Annotated in this window: 17 protein-coding genes; 6 read left to right on the top strand and 11 right to left on the bottom strand. The window is 56.5% G+C overall.

Going from position 1 to position 17453, the window contains the following annotated elements; genetic code table 11:
- Window positions 1–947: 947 nt before the first annotated feature.
- The 11 genes from QE432_RS24925 to QE432_RS24975 form a co-directional block, all read right to left on the bottom strand.
- A complete protein-coding gene (locus tag QE432_RS24925) occupies window positions 948–1868 on the bottom strand; it encodes an HlyD family secretion protein (protein WP_306627308.1) in 921 nt (306 codons plus the stop codon).
- Between the two features lie 4 nt (window positions 1869–1872).
- Window positions 1873–2586 carry an ABC transporter ATP-binding protein gene (locus tag QE432_RS24930; RefSeq protein ID WP_013637475.1) on the bottom strand — a complete coding sequence of 238 codons (714 nt, stop codon included), beginning with the start codon at window positions 2584–2586 and terminating at the stop codon, window positions 1873–1875.
- Window positions 2587–2589: 3 nt separating this feature from the next.
- Window positions 2590–3726, bottom strand: coding sequence for an ABC transporter permease (locus QE432_RS24935; protein WP_306627310.1), 1137 nt, complete (start codon window positions 3724–3726; stop codon window positions 2590–2592).
- On the bottom strand, window positions 3723–5138 hold the full coding sequence (locus tag QE432_RS24940) for a TolC family protein (protein WP_306627312.1): 1416 nt from the start codon (window positions 5136–5138) through the stop codon (window positions 3723–3725). The genes QE432_RS24935 and QE432_RS24940 overlap by 4 nt, the downstream gene beginning before the upstream one ends.
- A gap of 190 nt (window positions 5139–5328) precedes the next feature.
- Window positions 5329–5727 carry an EamA family transporter gene (locus QE432_RS24945; protein WP_019565808.1) on the bottom strand — a complete coding sequence of 133 codons (399 nt, stop codon included), beginning with the start codon at window positions 5725–5727 and terminating at the stop codon, window positions 5329–5331.
- Window positions 5724–6887, bottom strand: coding sequence for a GNAT family N-acetyltransferase (locus tag QE432_RS24950; RefSeq protein WP_019565809.1), 1164 nt, complete (start codon window positions 6885–6887; stop codon window positions 5724–5726). The genes QE432_RS24945 and QE432_RS24950 overlap by 4 nt, the downstream gene beginning before the upstream one ends.
- Complete coding sequence (locus QE432_RS24955; RefSeq protein ID WP_013637480.1) at window positions 6865–7770, bottom strand: alpha/beta hydrolase; 906 nt, start codon at window positions 7768–7770, stop codon at window positions 6865–6867. Before QE432_RS24955 ends, QE432_RS24950 begins: the two co-directional genes overlap by 23 nt.
- A complete protein-coding gene (locus QE432_RS24960; protein ID WP_013637481.1) occupies window positions 7767–8117 on the bottom strand; it encodes an EamA family transporter in 351 nt (116 codons plus the stop codon). Before QE432_RS24960 ends, QE432_RS24955 begins: the two co-directional genes overlap by 4 nt.
- On the bottom strand, window positions 8114–9064 hold the full coding sequence (locus QE432_RS24965; RefSeq protein ID WP_026330865.1) for an arginase family protein: 951 nt from the start codon (window positions 9062–9064) through the stop codon (window positions 8114–8116). The genes QE432_RS24960 and QE432_RS24965 overlap by 4 nt, the downstream gene beginning before the upstream one ends.
- Before the next feature lie 4 nt (window positions 9065–9068).
- Window positions 9069–10481 carry an aspartate aminotransferase family protein gene (locus QE432_RS24970; RefSeq protein WP_026330866.1) on the bottom strand — a complete coding sequence of 471 codons (1413 nt, stop codon included), beginning with the start codon at window positions 10479–10481 and terminating at the stop codon, window positions 9069–9071.
- Between the two features lie 14 nt (window positions 10482–10495).
- Window positions 10496–11524, bottom strand: a complete 1029-nt coding sequence (locus tag QE432_RS24975; protein ID WP_306627317.1) for an MtnX-like HAD-IB family phosphatase — start codon at window positions 11522–11524, stop codon at window positions 10496–10498.
- Window positions 11525–11620: 96 nt separating this feature from the next.
- Here QE432_RS24975 and QE432_RS24980 point away from each other — a divergent pair, with 96 nt between their 5' ends.
- The 6 genes from QE432_RS24980 to QE432_RS25005 all read left to right on the top strand — a co-directional run bounded on the left by QE432_RS24980 (window position 11621) and on the right by QE432_RS25005 (window position 17432).
- Entirely contained in the window at window positions 11621–12310 is a 690-nt protein-coding gene (locus QE432_RS24980; RefSeq protein ID WP_019565814.1) for a response regulator, read from the top strand.
- Window positions 12300–13376, top strand: a complete 1077-nt coding sequence (locus tag QE432_RS24985) for an ATP-binding protein (protein WP_113049296.1) — start codon at window positions 12300–12302, stop codon at window positions 13374–13376. The genes QE432_RS24980 and QE432_RS24985 overlap by 11 nt, the downstream gene beginning before the upstream one ends.
- A 255-nt stretch (window positions 13377–13631) precedes the next feature.
- Complete coding sequence (locus QE432_RS24990; protein WP_019565816.1) at window positions 13632–14084, top strand: SH3 domain-containing protein; 453 nt, start codon at window positions 13632–13634, stop codon at window positions 14082–14084.
- Window positions 14085–14149: 65 nt separating this feature from the next.
- On the top strand, window positions 14150–14281 hold the full coding sequence (locus QE432_RS24995; protein ID WP_019565817.1) for a hypothetical protein: 132 nt from the start codon (window positions 14150–14152) through the stop codon (window positions 14279–14281).
- 11 nt (window positions 14282–14292) lie between these two features.
- Window positions 14293–15486, top strand: a complete 1194-nt coding sequence (locus tag QE432_RS25000; protein WP_019565818.1) for an efflux RND transporter periplasmic adaptor subunit — start codon at window positions 14293–14295, stop codon at window positions 15484–15486.
- Window positions 15483–17432 (top strand): MacB family efflux pump subunit, encoded by a 1950-nt coding sequence (locus QE432_RS25005; RefSeq protein ID WP_306627321.1) that lies wholly within the window; start codon window positions 15483–15485, stop codon window positions 17430–17432. The genes QE432_RS25000 and QE432_RS25005 overlap by 4 nt, the downstream gene beginning before the upstream one ends.
- The last annotated feature ends 21 nt before the right edge of the window (window positions 17433–17453 follow it).

The raw sequence follows: 17453 nt of genomic DNA on the forward strand, positions 1-17453 counted from the left end.
ACGTAGAGATCTCGATGCCGGCAAAGACCGAACTCGCTAACGAGCTCAAGAGGCCAGGCGTCACTCTGGTGATCATCTGGGAGGAGTACCGCAACGTAAAGCTTTGTTGAGAACGTTGTACTTACGGTAAAGCGCTGATGGCTGCGCGGCCATATGCAGACCATCCGGCAATCGCGATCCTCTGGAAGTCCGCACACGAATTTAAGATCGCGCGAGCGCACAGGGTGGTCGGTGAGCGTCAGCAAATCGCACGACCAGGCGGATTCGACAGCTTGATGGAGTTCAAAATCAGCCCGCTCATCTCTGTTATCCCAGGAAAACCAACGATTACTGTTCGACAACGCCTTCTGCGCGAAAAATGCATTTGATGACACGTCAATTTTCTTAAGTGACAGTCCGTTGGAAGTTGAATTCCAAAATAATACGGTAATCAGCTAAACACTTCGCTGCACGCCACGCACTCCTGTCGAACAGGCTTGGCTCTTCGACCTTTCTTATAGGCTTTCTCTACCGAAACTCCACGAAACTGTTGGATGAGCAAAATCGTAGCGACAGAGTGGAAATAGTATGTGTTTTTTCAAGCGAGCTGATGTAATCCTGCGACCCTATTTCAGGTTGCTGAAAGATATCGCTGCCACTGTCAGGCTCGCGGTAATCATATTTCTAGTGCTGTGGCCTTTTTTTATCGCCGTAATATTTCGGGCACTATCGAGCGGCCATGGCCGTTTTCCTCTTTATTTTTAAGGACTGCTTAGTCGAGAGAGTGACGTGTTTTCATTCGGCGTCCCTAACGAAGCCATTGACGACCATCGCCGTGTGCAAATGTAAATCCACTGTGTTTCAGAAAGTTTCAGTTCTAATATTTGAGTAATTCGTCGAACGACTCGGGCCCATCGGACAGAACTTCATCTGTTTCATTCCTTTCCGTAAGGCACTTCCCCCTATTTCTATTTATAGACGCGAATAATGACCCGCTGCCCCACCCGGAACGGAGCGTCGCGGCTTACCATCACGATCGAGGTTGCGGTACGGATGTCATTGCGTTCGCCAGGCATCCCGGTTGACTGCATTAAGACGGGGGAAATGCGGCTGATACGGCCCTGATATGCCTGCCCATCTCTGTCTTCCGCAAGCACCTCAACAGGTACACCGGGCTTCACATTATCGAGGAACTGCTCGGGAATTTCCGCCCTTACAATCTTTTGGCCTTCCGGCAGGATGGTGAACATCTCTGTCGCGCCGCTCGCCGCGGCAAACTCCCCGACCTTAATTCCCTGCCTGATAATGAAACCATCGACGGGAGCGCGGATCGTTCGTATTTCGACTTCACGGGCGGCAATATCGCGTCGCATCTTGGCGGCAGCGAGAACCGAGGCTGCTACCTTCAGTTCTCCGGTGAGATTGTCCCTGGCCGTCAGTGCTTCATCGAGGGCTTGATCCGAGACGGCATTTCCCGCCGCGGCGCGTTTAACCCTGTCGGCCTGGCGAGCAGAATTTTTCAACTTCATTTGCAGAAGATTATGTTGCTCTTCAGCTTGTAAGGCTTCCTCCGATGCAATCTTTGCCGATAACGACTCCTGGTCTGAATCGAGCATTGCCATGACGTCCCCCGTCTTGACCTGATCGCCTTCGTGCACCAGCAAGGATGCGACGATGCCGTCGCGAGGGGAGGTTACCCGCAAAAGCCCTCCTGGAATATCCACCACCCCCCTCGCGGCGGCCAGGATGGGTGGGCCGACAAGATCCGGGCGGTCGGTGTCTTCCTCCGCATTCGGGGACAGTGCTGTGAAATACAGGAGCGACAAGCCGATTAAGCCAGCGGAAGTTGTTGTCACTGCCGGACGTTTGATACGACGGGGAAATTTCATGTTTTCAAGATCCTGTGGAATTTTTACCAGGGAAGGGGCGGACGTCCCTGAGCAAGCGTCCGTCTTCCATCTGGAGGACACGATCAGCCTGCTTGACGAGACGCATGTCGTGCGAAACACACAGCACCGCCGAACCGAAGTCTTTTGCTATGGATTGGAGAATCTCGACGATGTTGCGCCCGTTTTCGCTGTCGAGGGCGCTCGTCGGTTCGTCTGCGAACAGAATGGCAGGTTTTTTGACAATGGCGCGGGCAATCGCGACCCGCTGTTTTTCACCGCCGGACATTTCCGCCGGCCGCAGATGACTTCTCTTTGACAAGCCCACACTTGCCAATGCGTCGATAGCCCGCTTCCGGGCCTCAGCTGCCGGAACAGACATGTAGTCGAGAGGTATCTGCACCTGCTCGACCGCCGTCAGGCCCGGGAAAAGATTGAAACCCTGAAAAACAAACCCGCAATTCTTCAGACGGAATTCATCCCGCGCTTCATCGCTCAAGCACGAAAGCATGACATCCCCGGCGCTGACGGACCCTTCGTCTGCCTTTGTCATACCGCTGAGGATGGCAAGCAGCGTGCTCTTGCCACAGCCGGACGGCCCGATCAGCAGCGTGAATTCGCCTGCGAAAATGTCCACTGACACATTCGACAACGCCTGCATATGAATGTTGTGTATCGTAAAAGATTTACCGAGATTACGCGCGCTAAGGACAGGTAACATGGTTCACCTCAAAAGCGTGGCGGGATCGGTGTCGCGCAAACGATGTATTGCCAAAAGACAGGCAACAGCCGCGACAAGAAGCACCACCGTTGAGGCCGAGGCGACGATACTGAAGCGCAATTCGAAAGGAACCCGGTAAAACGCTGCCATTAAGGCGATTGCGACACTCAGAAACAGGCTGATGACGAAGCCGAAAAGGCCAACCCAGCCCGCCTGTTCGATAACGATGAAGCGCAGCCGGTCGAAGGGTACGCCGAGGGCTCTAAGCGTCGCATATTGAGGAACTGTTCCTGCCACCGCACCCATCAGAGTCTGGCTGGTTATGACCGCACCGATCATGACTGCGATCAAGGTTGCGAAAATGAACGCAATTCCCGCACCCGAATCCAGCAGCATGTACATCGTCGTCATCGATGCGAGTTCTTCGGCCGACCAGACCTCGAAGCGGCGTATGTCGGTGCTGCTGTTAAGTCGCGCCTGAATGGCGGCGCCGTTTGTGCCCGGCTTTAGATCATAGAGGAAATAGGTGGCGCCGCCGTCGCTGGGCAGGCTGTGATCGAGATTTCGGGCGGTTTCCCGTGAGGCCACGACATTGACGCCTCCCAGGCCACGAAGGCCGTCGATATAGCCGACGATCCGCACCGAGCGCCCGTTAACCTCGGCAACGCCGCCCTTTTTCGTGGAAAGTTTCGATGCGTCCGCAATATCAACGACAACTGTGCCGGGCTCGTTCAATTGGTTTCGCAGCGGACCGGGAACGATGCGCGCGAGCGCCTCAGCGTCATTTGCGGTATTGATGCCGAGCACCGTAACGCTGACACCGCCGCCACCGTGAGTGCCTCGCCAGTCGCCTGAGCCGAACAGGACCGGTTCTACATGCGAAATTGCCGGCTCGGCATAGAGATTTGTCGCCACACTGGCCGGGATCGCGCGTCCAAGGTCGACGCTCTGTGTTCCGGGAAAACCCACCCAATATTGGGCGGTGGATTGTGTAACATAAAGACCGTTTGCTCCCACGATGCCCAGCAGCAATGCGCCCTGAACTGTCATCAGGACGCCTGAAAAGGCGATCGCGACCGTGGCGGGTAAAAAACGACGCCATTCGTGGATCAAGGTCTTGCGCGCAATCGAGATCGTCATGATCCGTTTTTCCTCCGCTTGTCGGGGGAGGTTGCAACACTCTGTGCCTCCGCGCCCAGACTTCCGCCCGTCGCTCTTGCGAAGACGATCAGCGCTTCCGCTTCGTCTTTGATGGCTTCGGTGAGTTGACGTCGGATTTCTGCGGCGGCGAGGTGCCGGGTCACAAGTACGGACGCGTCCGACAATCCTTCGCGCGACAGCAATTGGGCCTCAGCAACGGACTTTTCAGCAGTCGAGTGGACTGATCTTACACGGGCAGTTTCGAGCCGCGCGGTAAGAAACGCACGCAGGGCCGAGGAGGCTTCGCCGTGCGCGACAAGGACCGCCTGTCGGTAGGCTACGACGGCTTCACGCAATTGCGCTTTTTTCGCCTCCACGACATCAAGCCGCTTTCCATAGTCGAAAATTGGCATTTGCAAGGAGGGGCCGCCCATAACGCCGAAGATGGACCCGGAGACGGGTGACCCAATGCCAATCATTCCCGAAAGATGGAGTTTCGGATAAAGATCGGATTTCGCAATTCCCACCTCGGCTCCCGCCTTAAGGACTGCAAATTCAGCCCTTCGGACATCCGGACGCTGCCGAAGTATATCGGCCGGGACCGTCGTCACCGGTGCTTTGCTCGCTACGGGTTGCGGTTTTATTGCCGACAGTGCTGCATCGTCTTCCGCTGCGCCCTGAAGCACGGCAACGCGCTGGATTTCGTCTGCAATAGCATTATTGAGGACACGTTTTTGTTGCGCCATAGCGGCGGTATCGTCGGTTGCTGACTGTGCTTCGAGCTTTGTTGCCAATCCGCTGCGGGATCGCACGGTCGTTATATCCCTGGCCTTTGCTTTGGCGGACCAGAGCAGATCGGCATTTTGCCGCTGGTGCTGCAATGCCCGCAAGCGAACATAGCTTGTTGCGGCCTCCGCGACGACGGAGAGCTTTGCCGCATTAACGTCTTCAGCTGCCATGTATCCGTCCAGATCGGCGGAATGCTGGGCCAGCTTGTCTTGCCCGAAAAGAGCGATTTCCCATCCGGTCTCAAGATTGAACTGGGCTGGACGGCGGGAAATGTCGTCCACCTTTGTTCTGCTGCTGGAACCGGTTGCAGACCCTGAGAGGCCGACACTGGGCCGGAGGCCGGAAGACGCAGAGTGTGAGATGGCGGCGGCAGCAGCCAGCCTCTCGCGGGCCTGCGCCACGGTCAGATTACCTTGCTGGACACGCGCCACGATACTATTGAGTTGACTGTCATTAAGCGCCAGCCACCAAGCCTCGCTTTTGGGGCTGGGTCGCTGCCCGCTCATCGGCGAAAATTGCGGCGGCAACTCCGAAGGTGCGATGTCCGAAAAGGTCGGGCCCCCTTGATGGCAGGACGACAGGACGAGGGCAAAGACAACCCAGCGATGCCGCTTCAAGATCACATTGCTGCTCGACTGTGAATGATCACAGCAATCAAGAAGCACCCTATACATTTTGGACCACATGAAACACGCATTACCCGGAAAAATCGTCGTTGATCCCTATTGCCGGTCGCCGATCCGACAATTCTAATGGATGTCGTCGCATCCATCACGCCTCCCAAGACCATTGCAGGCTCAAGATTTCGCGCAGTCACTGTGCAGATTTGGTCGAGGACGTAGGTATCGACCTTTCCTCCGGTGCCGTCGAAACACACCAAGCACCCGCAATGATCAGCGCACTACCGCCCAGCTGAAGAGCGGAGACCGGTTCGGAATAGAGAAGCCATGCGCTTGCGAGCACGAAAACATAGCTTACCGCGGAAAGAGGAAACGCTTTCGACAGGTCAGTCTGCGCAAGGACACGCAGCCACAGGACGAAACAGACGATTTCGGCAATGATGGCAAAAAGGAACCAGGGCGATGAGCCAAGTTTCACGATCCACTCGATGCCGAACTCGCCTGAAGCATGAACCGCGCTCTGTTTGAGAAATATCTGCTGCAGCGTATTCAAGAGCGGGATGGAGAGCCAAAGCGTCGGGAGATCCTTCATTGTTTCTCCAATCCATCGGAACTGAAAAGCGGTGAAACCCACCTGAGCACGGTGTGAAGAGCAAGGTTTCGGTGCCTGAAAAACATGGAGTTCGCCGTTAGCATACTGCCGAGGCGGAGCTTGTTCTGGTAATAGGCCTGCCCGCTTTGATATCGGGTGAGCCCATGCTCGAGGCAAAAACGGATGTTCTCGAACCAGCTGAGATAATAGAGATTGTATGGCTTGCCACTGATGTTATCCATGCAGAAGAATTTATCGATGAGCCGGTCGCGGTCGTGCAAAAGTAGGTTGAAGGCGAGAATGTCTTCTCCAACGCGATAGACCGTGCAGAACGCATTCGCGGGCAGATTTGCCAGGACACCGGTGAAGTAGTCCGACGTCAATTCTTCGAACTGCCACTCACTTCGATTACGGGTATCGTGATAAAGTTCGAGAAAGCGGGGCAACATGTCACCGAGGTCCTTGACCCTCTCCACTTTTACCTCTGAGGCTGCACGGCATTTGCGGCGCATGTCCTTGCGTGTCGAAGACGACAATCCGGCAAGATAGGTCTCCATATCAGGAAAGTCGACGCGCAACGATGCGGTTGGCAAGCCGGGCATGGCGACGAACTTGCGCCGGTGGATCGCTGCAGACAGTGCGGGGCCGAGAGGCATCGGCACGTCTTTCAGCGCGAACAGGCCGTATCCCGACATCTGCGCCCATCGTTCCGTGCACCCCAACAGGTGGGTCATCAGATCAGCTTCCCAAATACCGGGAATATCCGGATGCATTCCGACGCTCGCGCACTCCGTACAGGGAGACCCGATACAGGCAAGCCGGAGCGACAAAAACCGTGGGATTCTTTTGCGGATGCTTTCGACAAGGGACGTTAGCCGTCCTCTTTCCAGCGTCGTTTCCAGACGGTAATCGCACAGAAAAATCGGAGCAGCAGCAACGACGACCCCAAAATAACTGATCGTCGCATATCGCCATTCGAAACCGACAAGTCCTGCCTGTTCGACTGCCAGCAAATAATCGTAGCGTTCAATCTCTGCTTTAAAGCATGCGTCCCACGCATGCCTGTCGATGGTCGCAAGCGTGTCATGGATCAGGAATTCGAGGTTTCGGGAATTGAGGCCCGCCCCGTCGCCAATCTCAAATCGGGTTTCTAAAAGCATGTTTCGTCTCGAAGAACCGGGCGGAGAGATCGGCGACCTTGCGATGTTCTCTGTCCACGTGGATCATGTGATAGCTGTCGTTCAACCACTGCAGCGCTCTTGGGCCGCCCAGCTTCGCGGCGATATAGCGGGCGTGGTCCGGGCCACTGAGATCATCTTCGGTTGAATGGATGATGAGCGATGGGGTGGTGATCGCGGGCAGATGCTTCTTGAGGTAATGGCCAAGTCGGTTCATTTCGACGAGACCCCGCCCGGGGAAATGGCTGAGAACGCCTTCGTTTTCCATACCCGCTATGATGCGCCTTAGGCGGTCGTCCTTGATTCCGAGGGAAGGCGTCTCGCTGAAATTGAGACGGTCGATGAAGGGTATCAACTTTATCCATCTGATATGCGGTGAAAGGATCGCGTAATAGCGCGGAACATTCCAGCCGTCGTAGTGGAAGCAGGGTGAGTAGAGTGCGACCGACTTGATCGGGGACGATTGCATATGGGACGCGAGAAGCGAGAGCTTTCCACCAACGCAAATGCCGGCCGAAAAGACGGTGTCGCTTCTCGTCGCCAGCCAGTCTGCGGCGATCGTGGTGCTGTCGAGCCAGTCTTCAAAGCGGGAGCGCCGCAAGGCAGCTTTCCCACGCCCGTGCCCGGCGAGTAGTGGGGCGAAAACCGAATAACCCCTGCGGCTGAATTGTCGCGCCACCAGACGCATTTCGGCAGGAGCACCGCTCATGCCGTGCACGAGCATCACGGCCTTGCCATTCGAACCCTCTTCGAAAAAGGAAAGACCGTCGTTTGACGGATTGAACACTTTCGTCTTTTCGTCTGCCGGAACGTGCGGGCAGGGGCGGGATAGACTGGATTGTGACCCAGCGAAAGAAAACGTCATAGTCCTGATACTCCTACGCAGATGACGCCGCCGGACACAAGCGCAACACCGATGGAATGACGCAGACCGATCTTTTCCCTGAAAAGGATGGCGCTGAAGATGGTGATTACGGCATAGCTCGAGGCCATCAGCGGGAATGCGATGGAGAGCGGTACCCGCGCAAGGACATAGGTCCAGGCGACAAGCTCTACGCCCCAGAACACGATTCCGGTTAAGGTAAAGGGATGCAGGTAAATATTGCCCCGGTCTTTGGCGGAAGCGAATTTGAAGCAGATTTCCCTGCCGGCCTCCGTCAGCACGCAGAACAGGATTAGAGCAAGCATCGTATTATTCAGCCCGTCCATCATGCCAATATTTCCGAAAATGATCTTAAAAGAGTAAGGTTGGTGATGGTGTTGCGATCGCGGGTCATCATCGCATCCGGAGCGCGCAGAGGCTGGTCGATCAGGATTTCCCCCTGCTTTAAAAGTCGTGTGAGCAGCGAGCCGGTGTACATCGGTGTCGAATAGTCCCCGATGACATCTGCCCCCACGATGCGATGTCGCTCTGCGATGTCGCTGAGTAGCTCAAGGATCGTGGAAAGCCGCAATCGGCCCTGATCCCAGTTGGTGATGGCGTCGTCCAGGGACAGGCAATCCTTGTCTATGGTGATGTAGACATTGGACGTGAATATCCTCGACAGCAGCTGCTCCCTGAATGCCGTGAGGCCCATCTTTTTCATGGTCGACCAGATGAGATGGCCGCCCGACTGGATGTAGCTGACGCTTTCACCATAGCCGCGTTTGACGCGACTTGGCAGGTGGTCGTAAGGGTAGAGCTCAACCTTGCCGTTAGCGAGATTGCCAAGGTTAGCACCCTTCCGCTCCGGCGATTGCAGGTCGTCGCTGCAGACACCAAGCGTGATGATCTTTTGAACATTTGGATGTTCTGCGACCTCGTTCACCCATGAGCCACAATGGAGACCGTTGTCGAAATTGACCCAGTCAGGGTGATTGTCGACATGGATGACGGTGAGAGGTCCATCGAAGGTTTCTGCCGCCTCGGCAATCAGCAACGCTGAGACATGATGAAAGTCGCCCGATCCAAGGAAACACAGTCGAGGGGACGCGTGCGCGCCGGCGGGGCGCGCTAAACTGGGTTTCAACAGATCGAGCGACTCTCTCCTACTCCAGAGACGAACGGCGCTCCCACAGCGTCGTTCGTCAACCTCGCGTGCGCCCACCGAAAGTGCGGCATCCACAAAGGTTGGCTGCAGATGGAGGGCATCATCGAGATGGAGCAGAAGCGTGTCCACGAGGTTATCTCCGTTCAGCGCGGGTCAGAAGCTGGTCAAGCAGCTCAATCGCGAGATTGATCTCGTCGAAAGTGATGTTGAGGTTCGGCGCGAACGTGATGACGTTCTTGTGGTAACCGCCAACATCGAGCACCAGGCCGTAGTTGCGGCCGTTGACGATCATGTCGCCCTTCATGCCCTCATCCGACATCCAGTCGAGCGTGGCTTTGTCAGGCGTGAAGCTGTCGTCGCGGCAAATTTCCATCCGGAGAGCAAGGCCGAGCCCATCCACTTCGCCGACGATCGCGTGTTTGCGCTGCAACTGCTGCAAGCCATCAAGGAAGGCGGCGCCCTTTGCCATGACACTGGCGCCGATATTTTCTTCCTCGGCCATTTTCAGTGTTTCGAGAGCTACAGCCGTTCCCATCGGGTTGCTGGCGAAGGTGGAGTGCGTGGAACCGGGTGGGAAAATTGTCGGATTGATCATCTCTTCGCGTGCCCAGATGCCGGAAAGCGGGTTGAGACCGTTCGTGATCGCCTTGCCGAATACCAGAACGTCAGGGGAGACGCCGAAATGTTCGATCGACCAGAGTTTACCCGTGCGGTAAACACCCATCTGGATTTCGTCGACAACAAGAAGAATGCCATGCTCATCGAGCACCTTCTTCAGTTCCACGAAGAAGTTCATCGGCGGAATGACGTAGCCGCCTGTGCCCTGAATGGGCTCGATGTAGAATGCCGCATATTCGGACTTGCCGGCTTTCGGATCCCAAACCCCGTTATATTCGCTCTCGAACAGGCGGGCGAATTTCTGGACGCAGTAGTGGCCATACTCCTCTTTCGACATGCCCTTCGGGCCGCGAAAGTGATAGGGAAACTCGACAAACTGGGCGCGTTCGCCAAAATGCCCGTAACGGCGACGGTAACGATAAGACGAGGTGATGGACGTGGCGCCCAGCGTGCGACCATGATAACCGCCCTCGAAAGCAAACATCAGGCTTTTTCCGCCCGAATAGTTTCGGACAAGCTTCAGCGAGTCCTCGACGGCCTGCGAACCGCCGACGTTGAAATGCACGCGACCCTTCCGACCGAACTTTCTTTCCGCGTCCTGGGCGATCATCGTCGCCAGTTCGACCTTCTCACGATGGAGATATTGCGAGGCGACCTGGGGTAGGGTGTCAAGCTGGCGATGGGCTGCAGCATTAAGGCGGGGGTTGCGGTATCCGAAATTGACCGCAGAGTACCACATCTGCAGATCGAGGAAGGCCGTACCTGTCCCGTCATACATGAAGGATCCATCGCATCCCGTGAAGAATTTGGGGCGATCCGTGTAGTGGACCGTGTCTCCGTGGGAGCAATAGGTCTCCTCCAGAGCACGGAGTTCGTCTTCGGATATGATGTCGTCCTGGCCGTCAATCGGCTTGATAAGAGAATGCATTTTCATGTTCCTGATTAGGCAGTTTTTGAGAGGTGAGAGGCCGCTGTGTTTGCAGTACGGATGTGCGGCAGCTGGGTCGCGGCCTCTGTCTGGACGTCCTTGAAAGTCGTGTAGGAAACGAACGGAATCGAAATGCTCGCGCAATGCGTGGCGAGTTTGTGCTTGGCAAAAAGCAGGTCGGCATTTGCCGAGACGCAAAAGTCGCTGCGGCCGTCGCCGACGTAGATATGGGGCGTATGTGATGCCACGATGGCACATTTGCAGACGCCCGATCCGGCTTTGCATGCGGACTGCGTAAACGGAGCTTCCAATCGATAGTGGAAGCGGTTGCCGTTGTTTTCGACACAGAGGTGATTGGCGATGATGTCGAGATGATCGAGACCGTGATTGGACAGGACGCGGTGAATGAAACGATCGACCCCGTCGCTGACGACGGTTACGGGGATCGAATTTCTCAAACACCAGCGGACGAATTCAGGGAATTCAGGATCGATTTCGACCGTGTCGAGAAATTCATCTATTTGGTTGATGGCCGCTTGGATGAGCGTGATTTGTGCACTCATGCATTGCCGCGCATCGATGCGCCCTGCTTCCCAGGCTGCTTCGATATCGCGCCACTCGGGGGCGGCGAACCGCTCGAGAACGGCATCCGTGACGTCGATCGTGGCTATCGTACCATCAAAATCGCAGTAGGCGTGCATCAGCGCGCCATCCCTGCACATGCGACGTCGGAAGGTCTGGAAACGCGATATGTGTGGCCATGAGCAGCCAAATGACCAGACACTGCTGAGATATCCGCTCGATAAAATAGCGATTTCACCGACGATTGTTCGATTGTTGGTTTTTTCATGTCCGAAATGCTCTCCGTCAAAACCAGCACGTCGGGAAACGGAACGGTGCCGTTTGCCGGTGCCGTGCTGGCGAAAAGGCAAATGCGCCTCGTCTGTCGAGAAATCGTGGAGAAAATCTTCGTGTTCGGTGGAGCGGTCACCCGTCGGCAATATCACCGATTGACGCACTTGAATAAGTTGGTCCAATTGCAAGCAGAATACCGACGCCGGAATGCGATCGCGACCTCAGCACGTTGAACCGAATGCTTTATGTCAACGCCTGCACAATTGCCTATCGAAAGACAATCTATGAACAATGCCCTCATCCTCATCATAGAAGACGACCCGGAAATATCCGACATTATTGAGACCTATTTCGCGCGCGAAGGCTTCCGCGTCGTTACCGCAGGTGACGGCGCAGTTGGATTGGGCCATCATCAGCGCCTTCGGCCGGATCTGGTCGTGCTGGATATCAAGCTGCCGCGTCAGGACGGGTACGAGGTACTTGCCGCCATCAGGCGAGTTTCCGATACGCCTGTCATCATGGTGACGGCACTTGCCGACGATCTGGACAAGCTGCAGGCTTTGCGCATTGGCGCCGACGACTATGTCGTCAAACCGTTCAATCCCCTTGAGGTCGTTGCACGTGCCAAGGCGGTGCTTCGGCGGGTGGCGGGTCGCAGTCCAGACCACGTGTTGCGTGTTGGGCCGCTCCGCGTCGATCCACAGGCCCATCGTGCGGTGGTTGAAAAGGGATCCGATCACGTGACCCTCGATCTGACGCGCACCGAGTTTAGAATTTTGGCGCATATGGCGGCGTCACCCAACCGCGTGTTCGAGCGATCAGAACTCGTCGATGCCTGTCTTCCAGAAGGCGAGGCGCTGGACCGAACAGTTGACAGCCACGTCAGCAATCTAAGGCGCAAACTCACTGCCGCGGGCGCCGGGGGCGTTCTGACGGGTGTGCGTGGCGTAGGGTACCGGATTGATGACATCTAAACGCACTAATCTGAACGCAGGACTCGTGCGGGCGATGGTGTTGCTGACACTATTGGCCTTCGTCGTTGTCTATGGCGGCCTGGTGGCCTATTTTTTCTTCATCTATGATTGGCTTTATCCCGAGGGAGAATATGACAGCGCCTGGCAGATTGGAGATACGGTCACGCTGGGGCTGCTGCTTGGGATAGGTATATTGACCGCCTCGATCCTGGGCTGGAGGTTGGCGCGATACGTTACGGAGCCGCTGAAGTCTGTTGCGAGTGCGGCAAGGACGATTGCCCGTGGTGATTTTTCGGCACGTGCCGTGCTTCCCCGCCGCAGCTTTGGCGAAGCGGGTGAACTTGTCGCGGATTTTAACTTGATGGCGGAACGGTTGGAGCGGGCAGAGACCGAACTCAAATATTCGAACTCCGCAATAGCCCATGAATTGCGAACCCCACTGACCATCTTGCGGGGCAGATTGCAGGGTCTGCTCGACGGCGCGTTCCAGCCAAGTCCCCAGCTCTATCTTCGTCTCATCGCTCATGTTGATGACCTCGGCGGCATCGTAGAGGAGTTGCGGACACTCGCACTCAGCAATGCCGGCCAACTCGATCTGCAATATTCACGGCTCGATCTCGCATCCGACGTAGCTGCCGCTGCCGATTCGATGGAACACGAGCTTTCAATCGCGGGCAGCCTCGTCGTGAGGCGGCTGAACCCCGCTGTAACCCTGGCAGACAAGCCCAGATTACGTCAAGCAATTGTGGCTCTCCTCGATAATTGCCGGCGCTACGCCCCAAATTCCACCGTGTATATCGAGACTTGGCAGGACAGGAACTATGTGTATTTCCGATGCACCGATACGGGTCCAGGCCTCGCTGATGACAACCAGAACCGCGCCTTTGAGCGTTTTTGGCGAGCTGATGATTCCCGTAATCGTGTTTCCGGCGGTTCAGGCCTGGGTCTGCCCATCGTGAAGGCGATCATGCAAGCCCATGGAGGTGACGCAGTCATTCTGCCTACCGAGGGACGCGGTTTCAGTATCGAACTCCAGCTACCTCGTCGAGAAGAAGCCCGAGACTGAGGGTCACACACGACTGACATTCGCAACGGCGTTCCCGCTGTCGCGGAGTTCGGCGTTTCGGCGAAAGCCTGAAGAAGGTGCCGCAGGGCATGGAATGATGGGGGTGCTTCGGCACCCCGTCATTCGTTTAAGGCTACCGATTATCGACGTTTCCTCCACGTAATCTGGACTTGGACTTGGTTAGTGACACTCACGAGCAATCTCTGCTCTAAGTTGTCGGCGCGGACGTGCCGGCCGAATTCTATGAGGTTTTCGATGCGAAACGCGCTCATTCTCGCGGCGGCAATTACCGGCGCAGCCATCCTTGGAAACACTACCGCGCTGGCTGGTTCATATGCCGCTGCCGAAATCAACATGCGGGCGGGTCCGAGCACACATTATCCCTCCATGGGTATCTTGCCGGAAGGCTTACCCCTGAAAGTCGTCGGCTGCACGAAAGGCAATCGTTGGTGCGACGTAGAGGCCTCGCGGCGCCGGGGCTGGGTTTCGGGCGCTTACATCACTATCGACTACGAAGCACGAAGGCTCCGGGTGCCGGCTTACGCTCATGTGATGCATGAGCCCGTCGTCCCAACGGTTTCCTTCAATATTGGCACCTATTGGTCCGATCATTACGCCGACCAGGATTTCTATAGCGACATCGACACCTGGGATGACTTTGCATGGGAAGACGATGTGCCGCCGCCCGGTTGGGATCCCAATTGGTGAGACGGCGCTCAGGCGGATGGGTTGCTGTGCGACCCCTGCCCAAGCCAGATCTGGGCAGACGCTCCATGACCGAACGAAAACTTCTCGTTGTCTGCATCGTCTTTTCTATCCTTGAGGTGGTTCTTGCCTGGCATACGACCGGCTCGCAGATTAACGACCATTTGCGGACGAGCGTTCAGCAAGCCGCAACACCATGAGTCAGACGACAATGAAACGCAAAATCACCAGAAAGAATGGTCTCATCATTGGCGCCGTCATCGCAGTTTTGGTGATAGGCGGGGCCTCGGCGCGGACGGTTTTCTCCGAGACGGATGATAAGGAAGAAATCGTCATGCCGGTTGTTCAGGGAGCCGTCGAAGAAGCGGTTGTCGCTAGCGCCGTCCTCGAGCCCTCCCGTTTGGTCAATGTGGGAGCCCAGGTGTCGGGGCAGCTGAAAAACCTGCATGTCGAACTCGGGCAGAAGGTGAAGCAGGGCGATTTGATCGGCGAAGTCGATTCGACACCGCAGGCAAACGGCCTGCGGATTGCCAGTGCCGCCCTTGCGAACCTGAAAGCACAGCGGCGCGCGCGGGACATCCATCGGCATCAGGCTGAACTTGCTTACAACAGGCAGAAAACGCTCAATAGCGCGAACATTGTTTCGACCGCCAACCGGGAAACGGCGGAAGCGGCGTTTCGCGCCTTGCAGGCCGAAGTCGAGGCGCTCGACGCGCAGATCCTTCAGGCTTCGGTCGAGGTTGAGAATGCCGAGGTCAATCTCGGCTACACGAAAGTGCGTGCTCCGATCGACGGCACGGTCGTTGCCGTCGTCACCAAGGCGGGGCAGACCCTGAACGCCGTTCAGGCCGCACCGACAATCGTTTCTCTGGCGCAACTGGACACGATGCGTGTGAAAGTTCAGGTTTCGGAAACCGATATTGGGCGGGTTCGGGTCGGGCAGGACGTCCGCTTCACAATCATGGGTTATCCTGACAGTCCGATCTCGGCGAAACTTGAGCAGATCGAACCGGCGCCCACGACAATCGCAGCAGATTCCGCGACCAGCACCGGTACGTCAGCGGCGGTTCAGGGTGCGCAGGCGGTTTATTATAACGGGCTGTTCAACACCCCCAATGCGGATGGCCGCCTCAGGCCCATGATGACAGCGTCTGTTAGAATTATCGTCGGCAAGGCAGAAAACGTCCCTCTCGTGCCCTGGTCGGCCCTCACGGATCGCGATAAGGACGGCCGCTATCATGTCCGTGTGCGTCAGGCATCCGGCGTCGCAGTCGAGAAGCTGGTTACGGTCGGGCTGACGGATAAGATCAACAACCAGATCATCGACGGACTTTCGGTTGGCGATAAGGTCATCATACCGTCGAAAGGCGAAACATCGTCCAACGCAGACATGGTGACGATGTGACCCCGCTTATCCAGATCGACAATGTCTACCGCTCGTTTGTGGCCGGGGACGAAAAAATCACCGCGCTTAACGGTGTCAGCCTTACGATCGAAGCGGGTGAGCTTGTCGCGATCGTTGGTGCCAGCGGTTCGGGTAAATCCACGCTTATGAATATCCTCGGATGTCTCGATCGGCCGAGCGAAGGGGACTATGTGATTGGCGGCAAGAGTGTTTCAGGGCTGACTGCCGATGAGCTTGCGGCGTTGCGACGGGAGCATTTCGGTTTCATCTTCCAGCGTTATCATTTGCTCGGACCGCTCAAAGCCGTCGAGAACGTGGCAATTCCTGCCGTTTATGCGGGTCGTGACCCGGCTGCCCGCCATCGTCGGGCGAGGACACTGCTGGATCGTCTTGGTCTTGGCGAGCGTCTCGATCATCGCCCGGGGCAGCTTTCCGGAGGCCAGCAGCAGCGTGTCTCCATTGCCCGCGCCTTGATGAATGGCGGCGAAATCATTCTCGCAGACGAGCCCACCGGGGCACTCGACAGTAAAAGCGGCGAGAACGTACTTGAGATCCTTAAGGAGCTGCACGGTGAAGGGCACACCGTCATCATGGTCACGCATGATATGCAGGTTGCGGCCAACGCGGACCGTATCATCGAGATCCATGACGGCAGGATCGTTTCCGACCAAAGAACACGGGATGTCCCGGAAGCAAGCATCACACTGCCACCCCACGACGAAACGCCGGTCGGCCGGTTTTCTGCCTTCAGGCAGCGCCTGTCCTATGCGGTTCCGATGGCGCTTCGCTCCATGGCAGCCTATCGCATCCGCACGTTCTTGACGATGCTCGGTATTATCATCGGCATCGCCGCCGTCGTTTGTGTTGTGGGCCTGGGGGAAGGATCGCGTGAGAAAGTTCTGGCTCAGATGAGCGAACTTGGCGCCAGCACGCTCTCAATCTATCCGGGGCGCGATTGGGGTGACGAGCGTGCGGCGAGTATCACGTCTCTCGTTATCGCTGATGCCGAAGCAATCTCGGCGCAATCCTATGTGCGCGGTGTGACGCCGCTCATCTATGCTTCGGCCCGTGCGCGATCAGACCATGCTTCCCTGACCGCAAATATCAATGGCGTCGGGCACGACTATTTTGCCATTAATGGCATGAAGCTGCTATCGGGCAAGGGCCTCTCCTCCGCGGGGCCGTCGATGCTCGGTCAGCAGGCTGTTTTGGATGACAGGACGGCAGCGGCACTGTTCCCTAATAACCGGGTTCCGCTTGGGCGCACCATTATGATCGACCGCATGCCAGCGACAGTGGTGGGCGTTGTCCAGCGGCCAAGAAGCGCTGCGGGCGATAGAACGTTGCAGATCTATGTTTCCCATCTCAACTTCGCAGGAAGGGTGTCTGGAACTGCCAGCAGTCTTGGCGGACTGACTGTGCGTGTCGCAGATGGCATCGATACCGCAGCCGCCGAACGCGCGATCGTAAACCTGGTTACCCGCCGGCATGGGACAAAGGACTTCTATGTCTTCAACAGTGACCAGATGCGAAAGGCGCTTGAGAAAACCTCCCGCACGATCACACTTTTGATTTCTTCCGTTGCAGTGATTTCGTTAATCGTCGGCGGCATCGGTGTCATGAATATCATGCTCGTTTCCGTCACGGAGAGGACACGCGAAATCGGTCTTCGAATGGCCGTGGGCGCAAGACGCCTGGACATTCTGCTGCAATTCCTGATCGAAGCGATTTTGATTTGCCTGGCCGGCTCGATCGTCGGCGTAGCCCTTGCGTTTGCGATTGCAACGATAATCGGCGACAAACAGGGTGAGATGCCGATGATCATCTCCATGCAGGCGGTGCTTGGATCCTGCGTCGTTGCTTTTCTGATTGGCCTCACCTTCGGCTTCCTGCCCGCCCGCAACGCGGCGCGGCTCGATCCGGTCGAAGCTTTGTCGAGAGAGTAAGAGGCAATATCGTGCCTCATG

This window comes from Agrobacterium sp. SORGH_AS_0745, from assembly GCF_030818995.1.
Classification (GTDB): domain Bacteria; phylum Pseudomonadota; class Alphaproteobacteria; order Rhizobiales; family Rhizobiaceae; genus Agrobacterium; species Agrobacterium tumefaciens.